The sequence below is a fragment of the Burkholderia sp. SR8 genome, from assembly GCF_052851275.1.
In genome coordinates this window covers 171,201-196,527 of record NZ_JAULUC010000007.1, presented here as the reverse complement: position 1 = coordinate 196,527, position 25,327 = coordinate 171,201, and the positions used below count along the sequence as shown (strand labels likewise).

19 protein-coding genes are annotated in these 25,327 nt (G+C 66.4%); 18 read left to right on the top strand and 1 reads right to left on the bottom strand.

What is annotated here, in order from left to right; all coding sequences use genetic code 11:
- The first annotated feature begins 134 nt into the window (after window positions 1–134).
- The 14 genes from cysT (at window position 135) to Q3A80_RS11395 (ending at window position 19,319) form a co-directional block, all read left to right on the top strand.
- Window positions 135–1,034: a sulfate ABC transporter permease subunit CysT gene (gene cysT, locus Q3A80_RS11460; protein ID WP_446329155.1), complete on the top strand. Its 900-nt coding sequence runs from the start codon at window positions 135–137 to the stop codon at window positions 1,032–1,034.
- Window positions 1,031–1,978 (top strand): sulfate ABC transporter permease subunit CysW, encoded by a 948-nt coding sequence (gene cysW / locus Q3A80_RS11455; RefSeq protein ID WP_446329154.1) that lies wholly within the window; start codon window positions 1,031–1,033, stop codon window positions 1,976–1,978. Before cysT ends, cysW begins: the two co-directional genes overlap by 4 nt.
- Before the next feature lie 13 nt (window positions 1,979–1,991).
- Window positions 1,992–3,050, top strand: coding sequence for a sulfate/molybdate ABC transporter ATP-binding protein (locus tag Q3A80_RS11450; RefSeq protein WP_446329153.1), 1,059 nt, complete (start codon window positions 1,992–1,994; stop codon window positions 3,048–3,050).
- Between the two features lie 80 nt (window positions 3,051–3,130).
- Entirely contained in the window at window positions 3,131–4,057 is a 927-nt protein-coding gene (locus Q3A80_RS11445) for a CysB family HTH-type transcriptional regulator (protein WP_059606665.1), read from the top strand.
- Window positions 4,058–4,472: 415 nt separating this feature from the next.
- Entirely contained in the window at window positions 4,473–5,426 is a 954-nt protein-coding gene (locus tag Q3A80_RS11440) for a substrate-binding domain-containing protein (RefSeq protein WP_446329152.1), read from the top strand.
- A gap of 143 nt (window positions 5,427–5,569) precedes the next feature.
- Window positions 5,570–7,183, top strand: coding sequence for a sugar ABC transporter ATP-binding protein (locus Q3A80_RS11435; protein ID WP_446329151.1), 1,614 nt, complete (start codon window positions 5,570–5,572; stop codon window positions 7,181–7,183).
- Window positions 7,180–8,199 (top strand): ABC transporter permease, encoded by a 1,020-nt coding sequence (locus tag Q3A80_RS11430; RefSeq protein ID WP_446329150.1) that lies wholly within the window; start codon window positions 7,180–7,182, stop codon window positions 8,197–8,199. The genes Q3A80_RS11435 and Q3A80_RS11430 overlap by 4 nt, the downstream gene beginning before the upstream one ends.
- Before the next feature lie 35 nt (window positions 8,200–8,234).
- Window positions 8,235–9,266 (top strand): LacI family DNA-binding transcriptional regulator, encoded by a 1,032-nt coding sequence (locus Q3A80_RS11425; RefSeq protein ID WP_446329149.1) that lies wholly within the window; start codon window positions 8,235–8,237, stop codon window positions 9,264–9,266.
- A complete protein-coding gene (rbsK, locus tag Q3A80_RS11420) occupies window positions 9,263–10,192 on the top strand; it encodes a ribokinase (protein ID WP_446329148.1) in 930 nt (309 codons plus the stop codon). Before Q3A80_RS11425 ends, rbsK begins: the two co-directional genes overlap by 4 nt.
- Before the next feature lie 279 nt (window positions 10,193–10,471).
- Window positions 10,472–12,280 carry a methyl-accepting chemotaxis protein gene (locus Q3A80_RS11415; protein ID WP_446329147.1) on the top strand — a complete coding sequence of 603 codons (1,809 nt, stop codon included), beginning with the start codon at window positions 10,472–10,474 and terminating at the stop codon, window positions 12,278–12,280.
- Between the two features lie 511 nt (window positions 12,281–12,791).
- The gene (locus tag Q3A80_RS11410; protein ID WP_446329146.1) at window positions 12,792–14,714 is read left to right on the top strand and encodes a PrkA family serine protein kinase; all 1,923 of its coding nucleotides are present in this window, start codon (window positions 12,792–12,794) and stop codon (window positions 14,712–14,714) included.
- Between the two features lie 125 nt (window positions 14,715–14,839).
- Window positions 14,840–16,108 carry a YeaH/YhbH family protein gene (locus Q3A80_RS11405; protein ID WP_446329145.1) on the top strand — a complete coding sequence of 423 codons (1,269 nt, stop codon included), beginning with the start codon at window positions 14,840–14,842 and terminating at the stop codon, window positions 16,106–16,108.
- Window positions 16,105–17,784: a SpoVR family protein gene (locus Q3A80_RS11400; RefSeq protein ID WP_446329144.1), complete on the top strand. Its 1,680-nt coding sequence runs from the start codon at window positions 16,105–16,107 to the stop codon at window positions 17,782–17,784. Before Q3A80_RS11405 ends, Q3A80_RS11400 begins: the two co-directional genes overlap by 4 nt.
- Window positions 17,785–18,014: 230 nt before the next feature.
- Window positions 18,015–19,319, top strand: coding sequence for an MFS family transporter (locus Q3A80_RS11395; protein WP_446329143.1), 1,305 nt, complete (start codon window positions 18,015–18,017; stop codon window positions 19,317–19,319).
- A gap of 524 nt (window positions 19,320–19,843) precedes the next feature.
- Here Q3A80_RS11395 and Q3A80_RS11390 read toward each other — a convergent pair.
- Window positions 19,844–20,086 (bottom strand): hypothetical protein, encoded by a 243-nt coding sequence (locus tag Q3A80_RS11390; protein WP_446329142.1) that lies wholly within the window; start codon window positions 20,084–20,086, stop codon window positions 19,844–19,846.
- A 197-nt stretch (window positions 20,087–20,283) separates the two neighbouring features.
- Between Q3A80_RS11390 and Q3A80_RS11385 the strand changes: the two genes are divergently transcribed.
- The 4 genes from Q3A80_RS11385 to Q3A80_RS11370 all read left to right on the top strand — a co-directional run bounded on the left by Q3A80_RS11385 (window position 20,284) and on the right by Q3A80_RS11370 (window position 25,326).
- A complete protein-coding gene (locus Q3A80_RS11385) occupies window positions 20,284–20,868 on the top strand; it encodes a fimbrial protein (RefSeq protein WP_446329141.1) in 585 nt (194 codons plus the stop codon).
- A 60-nt stretch (window positions 20,869–20,928) separates the two neighbouring features.
- Entirely contained in the window at window positions 20,929–21,651 is a 723-nt protein-coding gene (locus Q3A80_RS11380; protein WP_446329140.1) for a fimbrial biogenesis chaperone, read from the top strand.
- Between the two features lie 209 nt (window positions 21,652–21,860).
- Entirely contained in the window at window positions 21,861–24,461 is a 2,601-nt protein-coding gene (locus tag Q3A80_RS11375; protein ID WP_446329139.1) for a fimbria/pilus outer membrane usher protein, read from the top strand.
- A 43-nt stretch (window positions 24,462–24,504) separates the two neighbouring features.
- Window positions 24,505–25,326 carry a fimbrial biogenesis chaperone gene (locus tag Q3A80_RS11370; RefSeq protein WP_446329138.1) on the top strand — a complete coding sequence of 274 codons (822 nt, stop codon included), beginning with the start codon at window positions 24,505–24,507 and terminating at the stop codon, window positions 25,324–25,326.
- The last annotated feature ends 1 nt before the right edge of the window (window position 25,327 follow it).

Here is a 25,327-nt window from a genome sequence, read left to right as displayed (position 1 = left end):
ACGCAGTCACACCATAACGACAGCGGCGCGCCACGACAGCGCGCCGCATCCCCGACGGGCCGCCGGCGCGAGAACACTCCGCGCCGGCGTTTGCGTCGGACCCATGAGCAGCATCGACCCAGCAAGAGCATCCGATGACGACGTACACCTTTCGCAAGCCGAGCGCGCTGCCCGGTTTCGGCGTGACGCTCGGCATCACGGTGGCCTATTTGAGCCTCGTGGTGCTGATCCCGCTCGCCGCCACGTTCCTGAAGACCGCGACGCTGTCGTGGGACCAGTTCGTCACGGCCGTCACGTCGCCGCGCGTGCTCGCGTCGTACCGGCTGACGTTCTCCGCCGCACTCGGCGGCGCCGTGATCAACGCCGTGTTCGGCTTTCTCGTCGCGTGGGTGCTCGTGCGCTACACGTTCCCGTTCAAGCGCCTCGTCGACGCGATCGTCGACCTGCCGTTCGCGCTGCCGACGTCGGTCGCGGGCATCTCGCTCGCCGCCGTCTATGCGACCAACGGCTGGGTCGGCCAGTATCTCGCGCCGTTCGGCATCAAGATCGCGTTCACGCCGGTCGGCGTGCTGGTCGCGCTGACCTTCATCGGGCTGCCGTTCGTCGTGCGCACCGTGCAGCCGGTGCTCGAGGATTTCGAGCGCGAGCAGGAAGAGGCCGCCGCGTGCCTCGGCGCATCGCGCTGGCTGACGTTCCGCCGCGTCGTGCTGCCGTCGGTGCTGCCGGCGCTGCTCACCGGCTTCGCGCTCGCGTTCGCGCGCGCGCTCGGCGAATACGGATCGGTGATCTTCATCGCCGGCAATGTGCCGATGAAATCCGAGATCACGTCGCTGCTGATCATCACGAAGCTCGAGCAGTACGACTACGCGGGCGCGACCGCGCTGGCGGTCGTGATGCTGGTCGTGTCGTTCCTGATGCTGCTTCTGATCAACACGCTGCAGTGGTATCTGCAGCGCCGGACGAGCAAGGGGGCGAGCGGCCCCGCGCCCGCGACGATCACCGTTGCCGCGACCGCCGCCGGAGGCCAGCAATGAGCCAGGAGTCCACCGCCGTGCTGAACAACCCGTCCGCCGCGCGTGCGCGCGCCGCGAAGCAGCTCGATCCCGTCGGCGAGCCGCGCGCGGTGCGCTGGCTGCTGATCGGCATCGCGCTGGCGTTCCTCGCGTTCTTCCTCGTGGTGCCGCTCGCCGCGGTGTTCTTCGAGGCGCTGCGTAAGGGCGTCGGCTTCTATCTCGAATCGCTCGCCGATCCCGACGCGTGGTCGGCGATCAAGCTGACGCTGACGGTCGCCGTGATCGCGGTGCCGCTGAACCTCGTGTTCGGCGTGTGCGCGTCGTGGGCGATCGCGAAGTTCGAATTCCGCGGCAAGGCGCTGCTGACCACGCTGATCGATCTGCCGTTTTCGGTATCGCCGGTGATCTCGGGCCTCGTCTACGTGCTGCTGTTCGGCGCGCAGGGCTGGCTCGGCCCGTGGCTGCAGGATCACGACGTGCAGATCATCTTCGCGGTGCCGGGCATCGTGCTCGCGACGATCTTCGTCACGTTCCCGTTCGTCGCGCGCGAGCTGATCCCGCTGATGCAGGCGCAGGGCACCGACGAGGAAGAGGCCGCGCGCGTGCTCGGCGCGTCGGGCTGGCAGATCTTCCGGCGCGTGACGCTGCCGAACGTGAAGTGGGGGCTGCTGTACGGCGTGATCCTGTGCAACGCGCGCGCGATGGGCGAGTTCGGTGCGGTGTCGGTCGTGTCAGGCCACATCCGCGGCGTGACCGACACGATGCCGCTGCACGTCGAGATCCTGTACAACGAATACAACTTCGCGGCGGCGTTCGCGGTGGCGTCGGTGCTGGCGCTGCTCGCGCTCGTCACGCTCGCGCTGAAGCTGCTCGCCGAGCGTCATCTCGCCGCCGAACTGGCCGGCGCACGCGATGACGTTCCCGCTCATGCCGGCCCCGTCGCCGCCGTTTCGTCGAAATCGTAAAGAGGCAACCAGAATGGGTATCACCGTCCGTCATCTTCAGAAGCGCTTCGGCGATTTCACCGCGCTCGACAACGTGTCGCTCGACTTCCCGCCGGGCGAGCTCGTCGCGCTGCTCGGGCCGTCCGGCTGCGGCAAGACCACGCTGCTGCGCGTGATCGCGGGCCTCGAGCACGCGGACGCCGGCCAGGTCGTGCTGCAGGGGCTCGACGTCGCGTCGGTCGGCGCGCGCGATCGCCAGGTCGGCTTCGTGTTCCAGCATTACGCGCTGTTCCGCCACATGACCGTGTTCGAGAACGTCGCGTTCGGTCTGCGCGTGAAGCCGCGCCGCGAGCGGCCGTCGGAGGCCGTGATCCGGGACAAGGTGCACGAGCTGCTGAAGCTGGTGCAGCTCGACTGGCTCGCGCAGCGCTATCCGTCCGAGCTGTCGGGCGGCCAGCGCCAGCGGATCGCGCTGGCCCGCGCGCTCGCGGTCGAGCCGAAGGTGCTGCTGCTCGACGAGCCGTTCGGCGCGCTCGACGCGAAGGTGCGCAAGGAACTGCGCGGCTGGCTGCGCCGGCTGCACGACGACCTGCACATCTCGACGATCTTCGTCACGCACGACCAGGAGGAAGCGCTCGAAGTGGCCGACCGGATCGTCGTGCTGAACCGCGGTCGCGTCGAGCAGGTCGGCAGCCCGCAGGACGTCTACGATCATCCGCAAAGCGCGTTCGTCTACGAGTTTCTCGGCGCGGCGAACCGGCTGCCGGGCACGGTCGCCGGCCGCGGCTTCGTCGCCGACGGCGCGGCCGCGCCGATCGCGGTCGACGCCGATTTCGCGGGTCCCGCGAACGCGTACGTGCGGCCGCACGACCTGCAGCTGTGGCCGGCCGGCGACGGCCATCGCGACGGCATCGCGGTCGACGTGCGCCGCGTGATTCCGCTCGGCGGCTCGGTGCGCATCGAGCTGGAGGCGCGCACCGGTGGCGCGCTCGAAGCGGAACTCGACCGCGACGCGTGGCGTGCGCTCGAACTGCAGGTCGGCGACGGCGCGACGGCCGTGCCGCGCGCGGTGCGCGTCTTTCCCGCACACTGACGCCCGGGCCCGGCAAAGAGAAGAGGGCGGATACCGCTCCGGATCGACATTCGAACAACGACAGCCTAAGAGGCATACCCATGAATTTTCAGCAATTGCGTTTCGTGCGAGAAGCCGTGCGCCAGAACATGAACCTGACGGAAGTCGCGAACGTGCTGTACACGTCGCAGTCGGGCGTGTCGAAGCAGATCAAGGATCTCGAGGATGAACTGGGCGTCGACATCTTCATCCGCCGCGGCAAGCGGCTCACCGGGCTTACCGAACCGGGCAAGGCGGTGCACCAGCTGATCGAGCGGATGCTGCTCGACGCGGAGAACCTGCGCCGCGTCGCGCGCCAGTTCGCGGATCAGGACAGCGGCCACCTCGTCGTCGCGACGACGCACACGCAGGCGCGCTACGCGCTGCCGAAGGTGATCCGCCAGTTCACCGACGTGTTCCCGAAGGTGCATCTCGCGCTGCGCCAGGGCAGCCCGCAGCAGATCGCGCAGATGATCCTGAACGGCGAAGCCGATCTCGGCATCTCGACCGAAGCGCTCGATCGCTATCCGGACATCGTCACGTTCCCGTGCTACTCGTGGCATCACACGGTCGTCGTGCCGAAGGGCCATCCGCTCGTCGGCCGCGAGAACCTGACGCTCGACGAAATCGCCGAGTACCCGATCATCACGTACGACCAGGACTTCACCGGCCGCTCGCACATCGACCAGGCGTTCGCGCAGGCCGGCGCCGTGCCCGACGTCGTACTGACCGCGATCGACGCGGACGTGATCAAGACCTACGTCGAACTCGGGATGGGGATCGGCGTCGTCGCGGCGATGGCGTTCGATCCGCAGCGCGACACGGGGCTCGTCGCGCTCGACACGCAGCACCTGTTCGAGGCGAGCACGACGCGCGTCGGGCTGCGCAAGGGCGCGTTCCTGCGCGCGTATGCGTACCGGCTGATCGAGATGTTCGCGCCGCACCTGAACGAAGCGGAAATCGCGGGGCTGCTGCGCGAAGCGGTCTGACCGCGCAGCCGATGGGCGGCGGGCGCGGCATGCGCCCGCCGCAAGCATCGCATGGCCACGCGGCGGCGTCCGGCTGTGCGCGCTTCACGAAGCGGCGATGCATCCGGCGTAACACGCCGCAACCGGTGCGAGCGACGACGCGCTCCGAATAAACCCTTAAATATTGATCAGACGGGTTGCGCGTTGCACCGAAACGGTACAGCATAGCCTTCACTCCGCCGGCGCTCTCGCCGGCGGTGGCGCGTCGACGACAGCACGCGCCAGGCAGTCGGCCGTCTGCCTCGCTTCCATTCCTTGGTACCGACAAGCAGCATCGATGGCCATTGTCCGGGTAGTGTGGCGCAAACGTTTGCTCACATTAAAACAACACTCAAACAACAATCCGGCCCGTCGGGCCAGTCGCCAGGAGATGTGTATGAATGTCCTGTTTCGCCGTCGCTTCCTGACCGCCGCGCTTGCCGCCGCCGCGGTCTTTGCCGCACCGGCCGCCGTTCACGCGCAGTCTGCGGCCAAGCCGAAGGTCGCGCTCGTGATGAAGTCGCTCGCCAACGAGTTCTTCCTGACGATGGAAAACGGCGCGAAGGAATACCAGAAGCACAACGCCGGCCAGTTCGACCTGATCACGAACGGCATCAAGGACGAGACCGACACCGCGAACCAGATTCGCATCGTCGAGCAGATGATCGTGTCGAAGGTCGACGCGATCGTGCTCGCGCCGGCCGATTCGAAGGCGCTCGTGCCGGTGGTGAAGAAGGCGGTCGACGCGGGCATCATCGTCGTGAACATCGACAACCGGCTCGACCCCGACGTGCTGAAGTCGAAGAACCTGAACGTGCCGTTCGTCGGCCCCGACAACCGCAAGGGCGCGCGCAAGATCGGCGATTACCTCGCGAAGCGGCTGAAGGCGGGCGATCAGGTCGGCATCATCGAAGGCGTGTCGACGACGACCAACGCGCAGCAGCGCACGGCCGGCTTCGAGGACGCGATGAAGGCGGGCGGGATGAAGGTCGTGTCGGTGCAGTCGGGCGAATGGGAGATCGACAAGGGCAACGCGGTCGCGTCCGCGATGCTCAACGAATATCCGAACCTGCGCGCGCTCCTGTGCGGCAACGACAACATGGCGATCGGCGCCGTGTCGGCCGTGCGCGCGGCCGGCAAGCAGGGCAAGGTGTTCGTGGTCGGCTACGACAACATCAACGCGATCAAGCCGATGCTGAAGGACGGCCGCGTGCTCGCGACCGCCGACCAGTACGCGGCGAAGCAGGCCGTGTTCGGCATCGACACGGCGCTCAAGGCGATCGCCGAGCATCGCAAGCAGGCCGACATGACCGGTGTGGTCGAGACGCCGGTGGATCTCGTGACGAAGTAACGCCGCCCCGTTACGGCCGCCGGCCTCAAGAATCCGGCCCGGCGGCCGTTATACGGAGTGAGCGCGATCACGGCCACTGCATGCACCTGCACTTGTGAGCGTCATACCCGCGCGCCGCGCGCGCGGCCGCAACCAGGATCGCGATGGAACCGACCTTCCAACCTTCCCGTCCAGCCGTTCCCGTGCTGTCCGTCTCCGGCGTCGGCAAGACCTATGCCGAACCCGTGCTCGCCGACGTCACGCTGACGCTCGCGGCCGGCGAAGCGCTCGCGCTGACGGGCGAGAACGGCGCGGGAAAGAGCACGCTGTCGAAGATCATCGGCGGCCTCGTCGACCCGACCGCCGGCACGATGCAGCTCGGCGGCGCGGCCTATGCGCCGGCGAGCCGCACGCAGGCCGAGGCGCTCGGCGTGCGCATGGTGATGCAGGAGCTGAACCTGCTGCCGACGCTGACCGTTGCCGAAAACCTGTTTCTGAACCGCCTGCCGCGACGCTTCGGCATCATCGACCGCGCGCGGCTGCGTGACGACGCGCGCGCCGCGATGGCGCAGGTCGGGCTTGACGCGGTCGATCCCGATACGCCGGTCGGCGCACTCGGCATCGGCCACCAGCAGATGGTGGAGATCGCGCGCAACCTGATCGGCGACTGCCGCGTGCTGATTCTCGACGAGCCGACCGCGATGCTGACGGCCCGCGAGGTCGAGCTGCTGTTCGAGCAGATCGACCGGCTGAAGGCGCGCGGCGTCGCGATCGTCTATATCTCGCACCGGCTCGAGGAACTCGCGCGCGTCGCCGAGCGCGTCGCGGTGCTGCGCGATGGCCGGCTGGTGCACGTCGGCGACATGGCCGCGACGACGTCCGACGGGCTCGTCACGCTGATGGTCGGGCGCGAGATCGGCGAGCACATCGATCTCGGCGCGCGCCGGATCGGCGCGCCGCGCCTCGTCGTATCCGGCATGACGCGCGGCACGGCGGTGCGCGACGTGTCGCTCGAAGTGCGCTCGGGCGAAATCTTCGGCATTTCCGGGCTGATCGGCGCCGGGCGCACCGAATTGCTGCGGCTGATCTACGGCGCGGATACGCCCGATGCCGGCATGATCGCGGTCGGCGATCCGCTGAAGCCGGCGAACATCGGCTCGCCGGTCGACGCGGTCAAGCACGGCATCGCGCTGATCACCGAGGATCGCAAGGGCGAAGGACTGCTGCTGACGCAATCGGTCACGTCGAACGTGTCGCTCGGCCAGCTCGACCGGCTCGCGCGCGGCGGCATCGTCGACGCGGCGCGCGAGACGGCGCTCGCCGAGCAGCAGATCGACGCGTTGCGGATCCGCACGCACGGCGCCGCGCAGGCGGTCGGCGAACTGTCCGGCGGCAACCAGCAGAAGGTCGTGATCGGCCGCTGGCTCGCGCGCGACATGGGCGTGTTGCTGTTCGACGAGCCGACCCGCGGGATCGACGTCGGCGCCAAGTTCGAGATCTACACGCTGATGGGCGCGCTTGCGCGCGAAGGCCGCGCGCTGGTCGTCGTATCGAGCGACCTGCGCGAGCTGATGCTGATCTGCGACCGGATCGGCGTGATGTCGGCCGGCCGCATGACCGCCGTGTTCGAGCGCGGCAACTGGACCCAGGATGCGCTGCTGGCCGCGGCGTTCGCCGGCTTCGGCCGCGAAGCGCTGCCGGAAGGCGCGCGGCATCCGGATGCGCGAGCGGCGCCGCGCGCGGCTTCCGGCACTTCGACGACAGGACCCCAGCAATGACCCAGCCTCCCGTATCCCCGAGCGACACCGGCGCGCAGCAGGACGTGACCGGGCGCCGCGCGCGCACGCTGTCCGGCACGCGGCTCGGCGTGTCGAACTATCTCGGGCTCGCCGGCGCGCTCGTCGCGATGATCGCGCTGTTCTCGGCGCTGAGCTCGCATTTCCTGACCTACGATACGTTCAGTACGATCGCGAACCAGATCCCCGATCTCGTCGTGATGTCGGTCGGGATGACCTTCGTGCTGATCATCGCCGGCATCGATCTGTCGGTCGGCTCGGTGCTCGCGCTGGCCGCGTCGATGGTCAGCGTGGCCGCGCTGAAATGGCAGTGGGGGCCGCTGCCGGCCGCGCTGATCGGGATCGCGGTCGCGACCGCGACGGGCTCGCTGACGGGCGCGATCACGGTCGGCTGGCGGATTCCGTCGTTCATCGTGTCGCTCGGCGTGCTGGAGGCCGCGCGCGGCGTCGCGTACCAGCTGACGAATTCGCGCACGGCCTACATCGGCGACGCGTTCGATTTCCTGTCGAACCCGATCGCGCTCGGCATCTCGCCGGCGTTCCTGATCGCGGTCGCGGTGATGATCGCCGCGCAGTTCGTGCTGACGCGCACGGTGTTCGGGCGCTATCTGGTCGGGATCGGCACGAACGAGGAAGCGGTCCGGCTTGCCGGGGTTAACCCGCGGCCGTATAAAATCCTCGTATTCGCATTGATGGGTGCGCTCGCGGGGCTCGCGTCGCTGTTTCAGATTTCGCGGCTCGAGGCCGCCGACCCGAATGCGGGCGCGGGCCTCGAACTGCAGGTGATCGCGGCCGTCGTGATCGGCGGCACGAGCCTGATGGGCGGGCGCGGCTCGGTGATCAGCACGTTCTTCGGCGTGTTGATCATCTCGGTGCTGGCCGCCGGGCTCGCGCAGATCGGCGCGAACGAGCCGACCAAACGGATCATCACCGGGGCGGTGATCGTGGTGGCGGTCGTGCTCGATACGTATCGCAGCCGGCGCGCGCGCGTCCGGTAGAACTACACAGAAAGCAGACCAGAGAGAAACGGGAAATGGCGACGATCAAGGATGTGGCGGCCATGGCGGGCGTGTCGTTTACGACCGTCTCGCACGTGGTGAACAATTCGCGGCCGGTGTCCGCGGACGTGCGTGCGAAGGTCGAGGGCGCAATCCGCGAGCTGAACTACGTGCCGTCGGCGGTGGCGCGCTCGCTGAAGGCGCGCGCGACGGCGACGATCGGCCTCGTCGTGCCGAACAGCACGAATCCGTACTTCGCGGAGCTTGCGCGCGGTATCGAGGATCAATGCGCGGCCAACGGCTATTGCGTGTTCTTCTGCAACTCGGACGACGATCCCGTGAAGCAGCGGAACTACCTGCGCGTGCTGCAGGAAAAGCGCATCGACGGGCTGATCGTCGCATCGGCCGGCGAGGATGCGGTGCTCGCGCAGACGCTCGCCGACGCGCATGCGCCGCTCGTCGTCGTCGACCGCAACATCGAAGGGCTCGCGGCCGACCTCGTGCAGATCGATCACGAGCGCGGCGCGTATCTGGCGACACGCCACCTGCTCGAACTCGGGCACGCGAAGATCGGCTGCATCACCGGGCCGACCGACACGGCCGTCAGCGCGATGCGCGTGCACGGCTTCATCCGCGCGATGGCCGAGCGCGGGATCGACATCGTGCCGGGCGCGATCGCGGAAAGCGACTTCTCGTGCCTCGGTGGCTATCACGCGGCGTCGCGGCTGTTCGAGTCGGTGCGCCCGAGCGCGATTTTCGCGGGCAACGACCTGATGGGCGTCGGCGCACTGCGCGCGGCGGCCGAGCGCGGCCTGCGCGTGCCGGACGACTGCTCGATCATCGGCTTCGACGACATCGAATTCTCGCGTTACACGTATCCGGCGCTGTCGACCGTCGGGCAGTCGGTGCGCGCGCTCGGCGAAATGGCCGCGCAGACGCTGATCGAGCGGATCGGCGGCGGCTCGTCGGCCGCGCCGAGCCGGCGTCGGGTCGTGTCGCCGCGCCTCGTGCTGCGCGAATCGACGTCGATCTACCGCGAGCCGGCCGCGCCCGGCGAGCGCGCATGACGGCGCGCCGCGCCGGCGCCGGCCGCGTGACGGTGGTCGGCAGCCTCAACATGGATCTCGTCGTGCGCGCGCCGCGGCTGCCGTTGCCCGGCGAAACGCTCGCCGGCCAAGCGTATGCGCAGGCGGCGGGCGGCAAGGGCGGCAATCAGGCCGTTGCGGCGGCGCGCCTCGGCGCGCAGGTCGCGATGATCGGCTGCGTCGGCGCGGATGCGCACGGCACCGCGCTGCGGGCGGGCCTGGAAGCGGAGGGCATCGATTGCGCGGGGCTCGCGACGAGCGCGGCGGCGTCGACCGGCGTCGCGCTGATCGTCGTCGACGACGCGAGCCAGAACACGATCGTGATCGTCGCGGGCGGCAACGGCGAAGTCACGCCCGCGACGGTCGCGCGGCACGAGGCCGCGCTGGCCGCGACCGACGTGCTGATCTGCCAGCTCGAGACGCCGCCGGATGCGGTGCATGCGGCGCTGTCGGCCGGCCGGCGGCTCGGCCGCACCGTGGTGCTCAATCCGGCGCCGGCCGTCGCGCCGCTGCCGGACGGCTGGCTGCCGCTCGTCGATTACCTGATCCCGAACGAAGTCGAGGCGGCCGCGCTGACCGGGCTGCCGGTGCGCGACCCGGCCGATGCGGAAGCCGCCGCACGCGCGCTGCAGGCGGCCGGCGCACGCAACGTGCTGATCACGCTCGGCGCGCGCGGCGTGCTCGCGCTGACGGCCGACGGCGCGGCGCGCCACTATCCGGCGCCGGTCGTGCACGCGCTCGACACGACCGCGGCCGGCGATACCTTCATCGGCGGCTTTGCCGCCCGGCTCGCGGCCGGCGACGACGTCGATCCGGCGATCCGTTTCGCGCAACGCGCGGCGGCGCTGTCGGTCACGCGCGCCGGCGCACAGCCGTCGATTCCCACGCTCGCCGAACTCGCGGAATAGCGCGGGATCGTTCGCGATGGCCGGCACCCGCGGCAGCGGGCGGCCGGCGGTTTTCTTCCTGACTGCCCGCAGCCGACACTTGCGCCGCCTTCCTGCGACGCGGGCCAGCGCCGTTTCGTCCCCATCATTCAACAATCTGTAATGAACTAAGGAATTGCTGAAAAAAATGACGGCAATACCGTCAAGTTGCGCGGCAAGCGGTCGTAAATGCATCGGAGCGAAACATTGTTTCGAAAAACGGGCCTGGCCCGTCCATGACGACGCAACACAGGAAAAATGATGGTGATCCGAAACCTGACGATACGCGCGCGCATCGGTCTGACGATGGCGTTTCTCGCGGTGCTGCTGGCGCTGATCGGCGTACTCGGTCTTTACGGGATGACGGCGGCGAACGACTCGACGCGCGCGATCTTCACGAACCAGATGCCGAGCGCCGTCGACGTGGTCGTGGCGGAAATGTACGCCGCGCGCGAGCGCCTCGCGCTGGACCGCGCGGCGCTGCTGGCCGGTACGCCCGATTCCGCTGCCGCGGTGGAGCGCAGCCGCGGGATGCGCGCGCAGTCCGACGCATGGTGGCAAAAATACCTGGCGCTGCCGCGCGGGCCCGAAGAGGACCGGCTCGCCCAGGACGTCGCCGCGAAGCGGCAGGCGCTGCAGCGCAGCTGCGACGCGTTCGGGAGCATCGTCGCGGCGGGCGACCACGACCGGATCGGCGAAGGCGCGAAGCAGCTCCAGGTGCTGTACAACGAACTCGCGAACGCGAGCGAGGCGCTGCGCAACTTCCAGTTCAGCGATGCGCAGACGGGCTTCAATCACGCGGAATCGGTGTATGAAACGCTGCGCGTGGTGTCGATCGTCGCGCTGGCGGCCGGTTTCATCGCGGCGGTGCTGTCGTGGCTGACGCTCACCCGCGCGATCGGTCGTCCGATCGCGGACGCGCTCGCGCATTTCGACGCGATCGCCGCGGGCGACCTGCGCCGCTCGATCGTCGTGCAGCGGCGCGACGAAATGGGGCAGCTGCTCGACGGTCTCGCGAAGATGCAGCGCGGGCTCGTCGATACGGTGCGTACCGTGCGCGGCGGCAGCGAGTCGATCGCGACCGCCGCGCGGCAGATCGCGGCCGGCAACATCGACCTGTCGTCGCGCACGGAAGAGCAGGCCGCTGCGCTGCAGGAAACCGCGTCCAGCATGGAGCAGCTGACCGGCACCGTGAAGCAGAACGCGGACAATGCACGGCAGGCAAGCTCGCTGGCCGCGAATGCGTCGGAAATTGCAAACAAGGGTAATACGGTAGTCGGCCAGGTGGTCGGCACGATGGGCGAGATCAACGACAGCTCGGCGAAGATCGCGGACATCATCGCGATCATCGAGGGAATCGCGTTCCAGACCAACATCCTGGCGCTGAACGCGGCCGTCGAAGCCGCGCGTGCCGGCGAGGAAGGGCGCGGTTTCGCGGTCGTCGCGGGCGAGGTGCGCAGCCTCGCGCAGCGCTCGTCGAGCGCGGCCAAGGAAATCAAGGCGCTGATCGACGCGTCGGTGGAGCGCATCCGCACGGGTTCGACGCTGGTCGACGAAGCCGGGCGCACGATGAGCGACGTGATCAGCGCGGTGCAGCGCGTGACGGACATCATGGGCGAGATTGCGGCCGCGTCCGAGGAGCAGAGCGGCGGCATCGACCAGGTCGCGCGCGCGGTCGCGCAGATGGACGAAGTCACGCAGCAGAACGCGGCGCTCGTCGAGGAAGCCGCCGCCGCCGCGCAATCGCTCGACGAACAGGCGGCGCGCCTGCGCGAAGCGGCGTCGGTGTTCCGGATCGCCGACGACGCGGCGCGGCCGAGCACCGCCGCACCCAGGGCAGTGGCCGCGGCCGCTGCGGTGCGTCAAACGCCGCGCGCGGCGGCCGCACCGGCTGCGACGTCGGCAACGGCGGCTGCGCGCGACGACCGAGACGTGCGCGATCTGCCGGACGCACCGGCGAGGCGCACGGCAATTGCTACGCCTGCTCGCAAACCCGTAGCCGCGTCCGCCGCGCCTGCACAGGCGGCGGTTGCGGCTGCCGCCGGCGGCGACGATTGGGAGACGTTCTGATTCGCGCAGTTCGCGCATCTATCCCCCATTTGGTAGCGCTCGACGCCCGCGGCATGCGGGCGTCGTCGTTTTCGCGTTCGGCGGCGCGTGACGGACTTGCGACCACGATCGTGCATCACCGCGAGTTCCGTCTGTCCATTCGCGTGCGGCGCGATCGTGAAAGATGCGAAAAAAATTTGTAACGGCGCACGTGACGCGTCATCGCATGCGATCGCTCGAACGTATAGGTATGCAGAGGGGGAAGACGGGAGGGCGACGACGCCGGAGGTATCCAACGCACGAGACGATTCGATGCTCGACGAGACGCGAAGGATGCAGTTTCTGCGGCTCGGGAGATCGATTGTAAAGCGTCGAAATGCGTTGTCCAAGCGGTGTTGTCGAGAATGACGAACTTCATACGAAGAGTTCGTGAAAAAAAATAAGAAAGGGTTTAGGATGAATTCGAACGCGCTTGCTTCTGCGCAGTCATACGAAGGCAGGCACGTCTTCAGACTCAGGCGAGGGAGGTAGCATGGATATTTACAGCAGCTTCGCGAACCGCTTCGAAAAAACGCGAGAGGAAGAGTTCTCGCTGGAGGAGTATCTCGCGCTCTGCAAGAACGATCCGTCAGCGTACGCCACGGCAGGCGAACGCATGCTGGCTGCAATCGGGGAACCCGAACAAATCGATACCCGCAACGACCCGCGCCTGTCGCGGATCTTCGCGAACAAGGTTATCAAGGTCTATCCCGCGTTCCGTGAGTTCTACGGAATGGAGGAAGTGATCGAGCAGGTGGTCGCGTACTTCCGCCACGCTGCGCAAGGGCTCGAAGAGAAGAAGCAGATCCTCTACCTGCTCGGCCCGGTCGGCGGCGGCAAGTCGTCGATCGCCGAGCGCCTGAAGCAACTGATGGAGCGCGTGCCGTTCTATGCGCTGAAGGGGTCGCCCGTCAACGAATCGCCGCTCGGGCTGTTCGACTACGACGAAGACGGCCCGATCCTCGAAGAGCAGTACGGCATTCCGCGCCGTTACCTGAAGAGCATCCTGAGTCCGTGGGCGGTCAAGCGCCTGCACGAATACAACGGCGACATCCGCCAGTTCCGCGTGGTGCGCCGCTATCCGTCGATCCTGCGGCAGATCGGCATCGCGAAGACGGAGCCTGGCGACGAGAACAACCAGGACATCTCGTCGCTCGTCGGCAAGGTCGACATCCGCAAGCTCGAGCAGTACGCGCAGGACGATGCCGATGCGTACAGCTACTCGGGCGGCCTGTGTCTCGCGAACCAGGGCCTGCTCGAATTCGTCGAAATGTTCAAGGCGCCGATCAAGGTGCTGCACCCGCTGCTGACTGCCACGCAGGAAGGCAACTTCAAGGGCACCGAAGGATTCGGCGCGATCCCGTTCGACGGCGTGATCCTCGCGCACTCGAACGAGTCGGAATGGAAGGCGTTCCGCAACAACCGCAACAACGAGGCACTGCTCGACCGGATTTTCGTCGTGAAGGTGCCGTACTGCCTGCGCGTGTCGGAAGAGACGAAGATCTACGAGAAGCTGATCCGCAATTCGTCGCTCGCCGAAGCCGTGTGCGCGCCGGGCACGCTGAAGATGATGTCGCAGTTCTCGGTGCTGTCGCGTCTGCACGAGCCGGAGAATTCGAGCCTGTTCTCGAAGATGCAGGTATACGACGGCGAAAACCTGAAGGACACCGATCCGAAGGCGAAGTCATACCAGGAGTATCGCGACTACGCGGGCGTGGACGAAGGGATGACGGGCGTGTCGACGCGCTTCGCGTTCAAGATCCTGTCGCGCGTGTTCAACTTCGACTCGAGCGAGGTCGCGGCCAACCCCGTGCACCTGATGTACGTGCTCGAACAGCAGATCGAACGCGAGCAGTTCCCGCCGGAGACCGAGCAGAAGTACCTGTCGTTCGTGAAGGACGTGCTCGCGTCGCGTTATGCGGAGTTCATCGGCAAGGAGATCCAGACGGCCTATCTCGAATCGTATTCGGAGTACGGGCAGAACATCTTCGACCGCTACGTCACGTATGCGGACTTCTGGATCCAGGACCAGGAATTCCGCGACCACGACACGGGCGAGAGCTTCGACCGCGCCGCGCTGAACGCGGAGCTGGAGAAGATCGAGAAGCCGGCGGGTATCAGCAATCCGAAGGATTACCGCAACGAGATCGTGAATTTCGTGTTGCGCGCACGGGCGGCGAACGCCGGCAAGAACCCCGTGTGGACGAGCTACGAGAAGTTGCGGGTCGTGATCGAGAAGAAGATGTTCTCGAATACCGAGGAACTGTTGCCGGTCATTTCGTTCAACGCGAAGGGCTCGGCGGAGGAGCAGCGCAAGCATGAGGATTTTGTGAACCGGATGGTCGCGAAGGGCTATACGCCGAAGCAGGTGAGGCTGCTTTGCGACTGGTACCTGCGCGTGCGCAAGTCGTCATGACGCGCGCGGTACCGCGCCCGTGCGGTTCGTCCGCACGGGCGACTTCAGAGACGCCGCCCGCATGACGGCAGACGGCATGTGCGGCGAGCGTCCCGGCATATCGACTTTCGAGCGGGAGACCGGGAGTGCTTCATCAAATCATCGACCGCAGGCTGGCCGGCAAGAACAAGAGCATCGCCAACCGCGAACGCTTTCTGCGTCGCGTCAAGAACTATATTCGTCGTGCCGTGTCCGACGCGGTGCGCGACCGTAGCATCAAGGATATCCAGAGTACGCAAAGCATCACGATCCCGCGCAAGGACATCGCGGAGCCGAATTTCCGGCACGCGCCAGGCGGGCGTCGCGAATACGTGCACCCCGGCAACGAGGACTACGTGCGCGGCGACAAGATTCCGCGTCCGCAGGGCGGCTCGGGCGGCGGCGGCAGTCAGGCGAGCAACGAGGGCGAAGGGCAGGACGACTTCGTGTTCGAGCTGTCCCGCGACGAATTCATGCAGTACTTCTTCGACGATCTCGAACTGCCGCGCCTCGTGAAGACGCACCTGCTGACGGTGCCGAGCTGGAAGAACGTGCGCGCGGGCTGGTCGGCGGAAGGCACGCCGAACAACATCGACGTCGTGCGCTCGCTCAGAAGCGCGCTCGGCCGGCGCATCGCGCTCGGCTCGCCGCTCGTGAACGAACTGCACGAGCTCGAAGCGCAGCTCGAGGCGCTGAAGAGCGACACGGAAGACCGTCGCGCGGAAATCGCGACGCTCGAGGCCGAGATCCATCACCTGAAGGGGCGCATCTGGCGGATTCCGTTCATCGATCCGTTCGACCTGCGCTACATCAACCGCGTGAAGCAGCCGCAGCCGTCGAGCCAGGCGGTGATGTTCTGCCTGATGGACGTGTCGGGCTCGATGGACGAGCAGCGCAAGGATCTCGCGAAGCGCTTCTTCATCCTGTTGTACCTGTTCCTGAAGCGCAACTACGAGCGTATCGAGGTCGTGTTCATCCGCCACCACACGCGCGCCGAGGAAGTCGACGAAGATACCTTCTTCCATTCGACCGAAAGCGGCGGCACCGTGGTGTCGAGCGCGCTCGAACTGATGCGCAAGGTGATGAACGAGCGCTACTCGCCGACCGAGTGGAACATCTACGGCGCGCAGGCGTCCGACGGCGACAACTGGACCGACGATTCGCCGAAGTGTCGCAAAATCCTGGAAGAGGATATCCTCACCAAGACGCGCTACTTCGCGTACATCCAGGTCGCGCCCGAAGAGCAGAACCTGTGGCTGGAATACGCGCAACTGGCGCTGTCGCAACCGCATCTCGCGATGAAGAAAGTCGAATCGGCTGCCGATATTTACCCGGTATTTCGCGAATTGTTCGAAAAGCAGGTGGAAATGTCATGACGACCCGCCATCTGCACAACGAGTCGCGCGGCTACGCGCCGCGCCCTTCCGGCGACGACACGTCCGGCACTGCCGCATCGCAGCAACGCGGCCGGGCCGAACCGGCGCCGCCGGCCGCCGACTTGCCCGCTGCCGGGCAAAAGGAAGCGCGTATGAACGTTGCCGAACGCAAGCCGTTGCCGTGCCCGTCCGACTGGACGTTCGAACTGCTCGAGGAATACGACACGCACATCTCGCAGGTCGCCGAGCAATACGAGCTCGACATCTACCCGATCCAGCTCGAGCTGATCAGCGCCGAACAGATGATGGATGCGTACGCGTCGGTCGGGATGCCGGTCAACTATCGCCACTGGTCGTTCGGCAAGCACTTCCTCGCGACCGAAAAAAGCTATCGCCGGGGCCAGATGGGCCTCGCATACGAAATCGTCATCAACTCGAACCCGTGCATCGCGTATCTGATGGAAGAGAACACGATGACGATGCAGGCGCTCGTGATCGCGCATGCGGCGTACGGACACAATTCGTTCTTCAAGGGCAACTACCTGTTCCGGCTGTGGACCGACGCGCACGCGATCATCGATTACCTCGTGTACGCGAAGAACTACGTCGCCGAATGCGAGGAGCGCTACGGTCTCGATCGCGTCGAGGAACTGCTCGATTCGTGCCACGCGCTGATGAACTACGGCGTCGACCGCTACAAGCGGCCGCAGAAGCCTTCGCTGTCGAAGGAGGCCGCGCTGCGGCGCGAGCGCGAGGCGTATCTGCAGTCGCAGGTCAACGAGCTGTGGCGCACGCTGCCGGGCAGGAAGCCCGAGCAGATGGAGGAGCAGGAGGAGCGCTATCCGCCCGAGCCGCAGGAAAACCTGCTGTATTTCGCGGAGAAGAACGCGCCGCTGCTCGAGCCGTGGGAGCGGGAAGTGATCCGCATCGTGCGCAAGATCGGCCAGTACTTCTATCCGCAGCGGCAGACGCAGGTGATGAACGAAGGCTGGGCGACGTTCTGGCACTACACGCTGCTCAATACGCTGTACAACCAGGGGAAGCTGGAAGACGGCTTCATGATGGAGTTCCTGCATTCGCACAGCAACGTCGTCTATCAGCCGCCCGTCACGAAACCGTACTACAGCGGGATCAACCCGTATGCGCTCGGCTTCTCGATGATGAGCGACATCCGCCGGATCTGCGAAGCGCCGACGGAAGAGGACTACAAGTGGTTCCCGGAAATCGCGGGCACGCCGTGGCTGCCGGCGATGCACTACGCGATGCGCAACTTCAAGGACGAGAGCTTCATCGCGCAGTACCTGTCGCCGAACCTGATCCGCGAGATGCGGCTGTTCTCGGTGCTCGACGACGACATGCGCGATTCGCTCGAAGTGTCGGCGATCCACGACGAATCCGGTTACCAGTACGTGCGGCAGGCGCTGTCGCGGCAGTACGACATCCATCATCGCGAACCGAACATCCAGGTGTGGGCCGTGAACACGCGCGGCGACCGCAGCCTGACGCTGCGTCACTTCATGACCGACAACCGCCACCTGTCGAACGACAGCGAGGAAGTGCTCAAGCACATGGCGCGGCTCTGGCAGTTCGACGTGTTCCTGGAGAGCGTCGACGAGGCCGGCACCGTGCGCAAGCGCTACGAGTGCCGCTACGTGCCGCCCGAGGTGCGTATCTGATCGCCGGAGAAGAGTTTGCATGGAACGCCAGCCTTCGGGCTGGCGTTTTCATATGACGAGCGCTCGGCCAGAGAAAAATTTTCTACATCCGGACGAACCCGGAAAGCCCGTTACTTTACATTTCGCTAAAATCCCGTAGCGCCGTGCGCCGGAACCGGTGCCACGCGCGACCGCACGCGGCGGCCCTGAGCCGTCTCGCCCAGAAAGCACTAAAAGGAACAGACCAACCCATGGACGTCCAGACCGACCAAGCTGCGCTGTCCGCGCATGACACCCGGCGGCGCGTGTTCGCCATCGTCGGCGCCTCATCGGGCAACCTCGTCGAGTGGTTCGACTTCTACATCTACTCGTTCTGCGCGCTGTACTTCGCGCCGGCGTTCTTCCCGAGCGGCAACACGACGACGCAGCTGCTGAACACGGCCGGCGTGTTCGCGGCCGGCTTCCTGATGCGTCCGATCGGCGGCTGGCTGTTCGGCCGCATCGCCGACCGGCACGGCCGCCGCGCGGCGATGATGATCTCGGTGCTGATGATGTGCGGCGGCTCGCTCGTGATCGCGGTGCTGCCGACCTATGCGCAGATCGGCGCGCTCGCGCCGGCGCTGCTGCTGGTCGCGCGGCTGTTCCAGGGTCTGTCCGTCGGCGGCGAATACGGCACCAGCGCGACCTACATGAGTGAAGTCGCGCTGAAGGGCCGGCGCGGCTTCTTCGCGTCGTTCCAGTACGTGACGCTGATCGGCGGCCAGCTGTGCGCGCTGCTGGTGCTCGTGATCCTGCAGCAGACGCTGTCGGCAGGCGAACTGAAAGCGTGGGGCTGGCGCATTCCGTTCGTCGTCGGTGCGGCGGCCGCGCTGATCTCGCTGTACCTGCGGAAATCGCTCGACGAAACGTCGACGAGCGCATCGCGCGACAAGAAGGACGCCGGCACGATCCGCGGCGTGTGGCAGCACAAGGGCGCGTTCTTCACGGTGGTCGGCTTCACGGCCGGCGGCTCGCTGATCTTCTACACGTTCACGACGTACATGCAGAAGTACCTGGTCAACACGGCCGGCATGCACGCGAAGACGGCCAGCAACGTGATGACCGTTGCGCTCCTCGTCTACATGCTGATGCAGCCGGTGTTCGGCGCGCTGTCCGACAAGATCGGCCGCCGCACGTCGATGATCCTGTTCGGCGCGTTCGCGGTGATCGGCACGGTGCCGCTGATGCACGCACTGAAGACTGTGACGAGCCCGACGGCTGCGTTCGTGCTGATCACCGTCGCGCTGGCGATCGTCAGCTTCTACACGTCGATCAGCGGCCTCATCAAGGCCGAGATGTTCCCGCCGGAAGTGCGCGCGATGGGCGTCGGCCTGTCGTACGCGGTCGCGAACGCGATCTTCGGCGGCTCGGCCGAGTACGTCGCACTGTGGTTCAAGTCGATCGGCAGCGAGGAAACCTTCTACTGGTACGTGACCGTGCTGTGCGCGATCTCGCTGATCGTGTCGTGGCGGATGCGCGATCCGAGCAAGGAGGGGTATCTGCGGCACGAGCCGTGATCGGCGGGGCGGCCCGGCCGAGGCGGCCGGGCTGTCCGTGTCGATCCGCGGCATCTACCGCGACGGCGCTCCGCCATGCAGGCGGCGCGCCGTTTTTTCATCCGGAACGGGTTCGCCGCGCGCACGATATCGATATCACAATCGCTTCGTTGTCCGGCGCCGGCGATGCTCTTATCCTGAGCCCGTAGTTCGTGTGACACCTCCTTGACTGGGATTCGCGCCCGCTGCGTGCAGCGGGCGTCTTTTTTGATGCGTCGCGTTGTACGCGGCGCGCTCGGGTCGAGATGCCGGCGCCGTCGTTCGCCGGAGGAGGGCCGGAAGGCCACGGTGCAATGCCGTGCCTCGGGGCAGCGGGACGCCGGCATACGCTCGGCTTGGTGGCTACGGCTACGGCGCTGCCGCCGAACGCCGGACATCCACTCGGTTTTGCTGATGATCGCGCCGATGCGGCATGCGCGCTCGAACGCACTTCCTCAAGAATTCCCGCCATGAATAAAGGGGGAATCGATGTTTCGTACACCAAATCATAGATGGCGCATTGGGACGCATCCTGCCTTCATGGTCCAGGCACTACTAAAAATCTGATTTTTCTCCGCCGGCGAGTACTTTTTCATCGAATTAAGCGGCTTTTTTAATTGATTCGTCGTATTGCCGTATTCCATCTGGATGAATGGCGGTGTCGGGCCGATCATCGCCGGGAAGCCGTTCTGCGGGCGGGGTTTCAGTGAGTCGCGCCGGCATGTCGGCGTGGCGAAAAACGCGCTCATATTTCTTACTCGTCCGATATCGATAATAAGTTCGGTCAAATAGAATGGCGCGATCGTCAATTCACCGGATGAAATCTATTTTCACATCCGGAATGCGGCGATCCGATTAACGTGGCGAGTGTTCAATGTGCGTTCGAGTGTTCGTGCGTGGGTCGGGCTGTTCCGAGAAAGACATCCATTTTGAGAGGAATGAAAAGATGAAAGTGAATTTCGTCCGGGGTTGTGCTGTCGCTGCTATCGCGAGTGCCGCATTGGTGCCGTCGATCTCCCACGCGTTCGACGGCGAGCTCGCCTTCTACGGCAGCATTTCCGACGTCACCTGCAACATCAACGGCGAAGCGCCCGGTCCGGGCAACCGGAAGGAAGTGCAACTCGGCGATCGCATCAGCCCGAGCACGTTCGACAAGATCGGCGCGACGTCGACGCCCGTCACGTTCGACCTGAAGATCGGCGGTAATTCGGGTTGCACCGACGGCACGAAAGTCGTGATCGATTTCGATCCCGTGTCGGTCAACATCAACCCGGCAACCGGCAACCTGAAGCTCGTCGGCACGAAGCCGGCGGAGGGCGTCGAAATCCAGATCAGCGACGCGGGCAACGGCAAGAGCGGCAAGATCAAGCTCGGGCAGCCGCAGAACATGACGGACGCGCAGGTCGCAACGGTCGCGAACAACACCGCGACGCTGACCTATGCGGCTGCGTATGTGTCGACCGCCGCCGCGGCGGCGATCAGGACCGGTTCGGGCAACTCGTTCATCCGCTATACGCTCGCTTACCACTGATCAATGCCGTTTCATCCCCACGCCATGATCTTGTCGATTCGGATTCCTTATTTGAGAGCCATGACGAGCGTCGTGGCGTGGGCCGCCTGCGCGTCGCTGGCGCAGGCGGCACTTGTGCTGAACGGCACGCGTGTGATTTTTCCCGAGCACACGCGCGACGTGACCGTCCGGATGGAAAACGCCGGTACGCAGCCGGTGCTCGCGCAGAGCTGGATCGACGACGGCCGTGCGAACGTTCCGCCCGAGCAGATGCGCACGCCGTTCGTTGTCGCGCCGACGCTCGCGCGCGTCGAAGCAGGGCGAGGCGCCGTGCTGCGCATCACGCAGATGCAGGATCCGCTGCCCGCCGATCGCGAGTCGGTGTTCTGGCTCAACGTGCTCGAGGTGCCGGCGGCCGAGCAGGACAAGGACAACATGCTGCGCTTCGCCTTCCGGACGCGCATCAAGTTGTTTTACCGGCCGGCCGCGCTCGCGAACGACGTCGACCTGGCGCCGGACAAACTGGTCTGGAAAGTGTCGACCGATACGCAGCGCAACAACGACGGCCGCGTGACGCTCGACGTCTCCAATCCGACGCCGTACTACGTTTCGTTCGGCCTGGTCGAGGGCGAGATCGACGGCACGTTCGTTCCCGCCGGTGGCGGCATGGTAGCGCCGTTCAGTACGGAGCGCTTCGCGTTGCCGGGTGGCGGCGCGCATGCGCGTCGGCCGGCGACGGTCCGCTATATGGTCATCGACGACTACGGCGGACGCAGCACGATAACCAAAAAATTGACCGACTGATCCTTCGGATTACGCAACGGGCTTTGAGGCACGACCCAGCATGCCGAACCGGATCCCGCGAACACGCGATATCGATTCGATATGCAAACAACTGTATCGACATGCGGCGTCCAGCAGGTTTTCCATTTTCATTTGCTTCGTGTCCGGCACCGTCTGCTCCGCGGCATCCGTGCCGGCGGGCAGTCGCTTCGGCCGTCACATCGATTGCGATGGCGGCAAGCGTCAACGTGCTTGCGGACACGGTCGAGCGGGGCGACGGACCGGATGCATCGCGGGATGCGCGGTCCGCCGGCGCGACGCATTTCGACGATTCGATGCTGATGGTCGGGCCCGGCGGCGCGCCGATCGATACGACACCGTTCGAACGCCCGAACGGCGTCGCGTCCGGGCTGCACCGCGCGGATCTGATCGTCAACGGGCAGTGGCGCGGCATCGAGGACATCACGTTTCGCCGTAATGCGCACGGTGACGTGGCGCCGTGCTACGAGCGCGCGCTGCTGCAGCGCGTCGGCGTCGATCTCGATCGCAGCGAACGCGGCCAGGACGCGAGCCAGCCGCCGAATCCGATGCCCGACGGGCCGATCTGCGAGCCCCTGTCCCGCTACGTGCCGGGTGCGCAACTGTCGTTCGATCCGGCCGAGCAGAAGCTGTATCTGACCGTGCCGCAGTTTTACATGCGGCTGGCCAGTCAAAGCACCTACGTCGATCCGGCGCACTGGACGAACGGCGTGCCTGCCGCGTTGGTGAACTACAACGCGAGCGTGTTTACGACCCGCTCCGGCGGCTACGAATTCACGCAGTTCTACACGGGCCTGTCGATGGGCGCGAGCGCGGGCCGGTTCCGGATTCGCCACAACGGCAACCTGACCTGGTCGCAACGCGGCGGCGCGCGCTACCAGCGCGGCTACGTGTATGCGCAAACCGACTTGCCGGACTGGCAGGCCCAACTGCTCGCGGGCGAGAGTTCGACGAGCGGCGCGCTGTTCGATGCCGTGTCGTTTCGCGGCGTGCAGCTCGCGAGCGACGACCGGATGCTGCCCGACGAACAGCGCTATTACGCGCCGGTCGTGCGGGGCGTCGCGCAGACGAACGCGAAGGTGTCGATCTACCAGCGCGGATATCTGGTCCACGAGACGACCGTCGCGCCCGGGCCGTTCGCGATCGACAACCTGCAGGCGATGAGCTATGGCGGCGACCTGAACGTGACGGTAACCGAAGCCAACGGCGAAACGCGCAGCTTCGTCGTGCCGTTCGCGACGACGGTCCAATCGCTTCGTCCGGGCAGCACGCGGTTCAGTGCGATGGCCGGGCGCGCGATCGAGCTCGGCAGCGATATCGGCACGCAGTACGTCGGTCAGTTCACGGTGCAGCGCGGCGTCAGCAACGCGGTGACCGCCTACGGCGGCGCCGCGTTCGCGAACCGTTACCAGTCGCTGCTGATGGGTGTCGCGCTCAACACGTCGATCGGCGGCTTCGCGGCGGACGTGACGGTCTCGCGGACGCAACCGTCCGGCAGCGAGCGCCTGACCGGTTCGAGCATTCGCGTGTCGTACAGCAAGAACCTGCCGAACACCGGGACGAACTTCTCGCTGCTTGCCTATCGCTACTCGACGAAGGGCTATCTGGGGCTGCGCGATGCGTTGCTGCTGAACGGCCGAACCGACTCGCGCGCGGACGCGAGCGCATTTCCGCGGCTGCGCGACCGGATCGACCTCAACGTGAGTCAGCAGATCGGGCGGGCGGGGAACATCTATGCGAACGGATCGGCACTCAGCTACTGGGCCGGCAAAGGACAGTCGCTCGGTTTCACGATCGGCTACAGCACGCAATGGCGCGACGCGACGGTCACCACGTCGGTGCAGCGCGTCCGCAATCTGTCCGGACGCGATCGATGGTCCGGCGGCGAATCGGGGACCCTCGCGAGCGTGAACCTGTCGGTCCCGCTCGGACGCAACGCGCGTCGCGCACCGATCTTCAGCACGCTGATGACGCACGACAGCAGTGCCGGCACGAACGCGACGGCGAGCCTCGCGGGGCGCTTCGGCGAACGGGGCGATGGATCGTTCTCGATCTCGTCCAGCTACGACGGCAACCACCGCGCATCGTCGGGGAGCTTCGGCGTCGGTTATCAGCTGCCGGCCACGTCGCTGTCGGCGAACGTCGGGCTCGGGCGCGACTATCAGCAGGCGTCGGCGAATGCGACGGGCGGCCTGGTGCTGCATCGGGGCGGCCTGACCGCGGCGCCCACACTGAGCGAGACGATCGGCATCGTACAAGCGCCGCACGCGCGCGGCGCGCTGGTGGCGAATACGCGCGCACGCGTCGACCGGTTCGGCTATGCGGTCGTGCCGAGTCTCATCCCGTATCAGCTCAACCGCATCGACATCGATCCGAAGGACGTGCCGGACGATGTCGAACTGAAGTCCGTGTCGAGCAGCGTCGCGCCGCGCGCGGGTTCGATCGTGCTGCTGTCTTACGACACGCTGAAGGCGCGCGCGTTGCTGATCGACGCGCAGACCGAAGACGGCCGGCCGCTGCCATTCGCGTCCCGTGCGGTCGAGGCGCGCACGGGCGCCGCACTCGGCGTGGTCGGACAAGGCAGCCGGCTGTTCGTGCGCAGCGCCGAGAACGAAGGACGGATTCGCGTCGAATGGGGCACGCGCGAGGATCAGCAGTGCGTGATCGATTACGCGATACCGGCCGCACAGCGCTCCGGCCGCGGTTACGTGACGTTGCCCGGTACATGCCGGGCGTCGACCGCGACGCCGCTGGTCGCCGAACCGTCCGCCGTGCCCGTGCGGGAGCGTTGACGCGATGCTCGGTTGTGTTCTTCGTACGCGATCGGCGCTCGGTGTGCGGCCGCGTCGTTCGAGCGGCCGTACCGGCGCCGCCCGGGTCGTGCGTGCGGCGCTGCTGGCCGGTGCGGCAAGCAGCGCCGCGATGCGCTGCGACGCGGCGCTGTACGTGGTCGGCACGCGGTTCGTCTATCCGGGCGACGCACACGCGATCACGCTTCTGGCCCGCAACGGCGGTGAAGCGCCGATCCTCGTGCAGGCGTGGTTGGATGACGGCGACGTGAACGCCGACCCGAGCCGTCTTCGCTTGCCGTTCCTCGTCACGCCGCCGCTCATGCGCGTCGAACCGGCGCAGCCGCTGTCGATCCGCGTACAAGCCGTCGGCGCGCTTGCATCGGATCGCGAATCCCGCTTCTGGATCAACTTGCTCGAAGTGCCGCCGGCCGCCGGCGCGGGCGACCACACGCTGCGCATCGCGTACCGGCTCAGGATGAAGGTGCTGTATCGGCCGGCCGGTCTCGCCGGCGAGGCGGACGACGCACCGAACCGGCTTGCGTGGGCGCGCGCGGGCGGCAGCGCAACCGCCCCGATCACCGCGATCAATCCTACGCCGTACTACGTGACGCTCACGCGCCTGTCGCTGAACGGCGAGCCGGTCGCGCTGGCGAACGGCGCGGTGGACGTCGCTCCGTTGGGCCGTGTCGATTTTCCGGTCGGGGCGGGCGCCGACACCCGTTCCGGCGGCGTCGTGTTCGACGCGGTGGACGACAGCGGCGCATCGCACGAATACCGCGCGGGCCTCGCCCCGCCTCCGGCAACGCTTGCAGTACCCGTCCTGCCGGGGTATCGGCAGGAACTCAATCACAACAAGGAAAAATGAC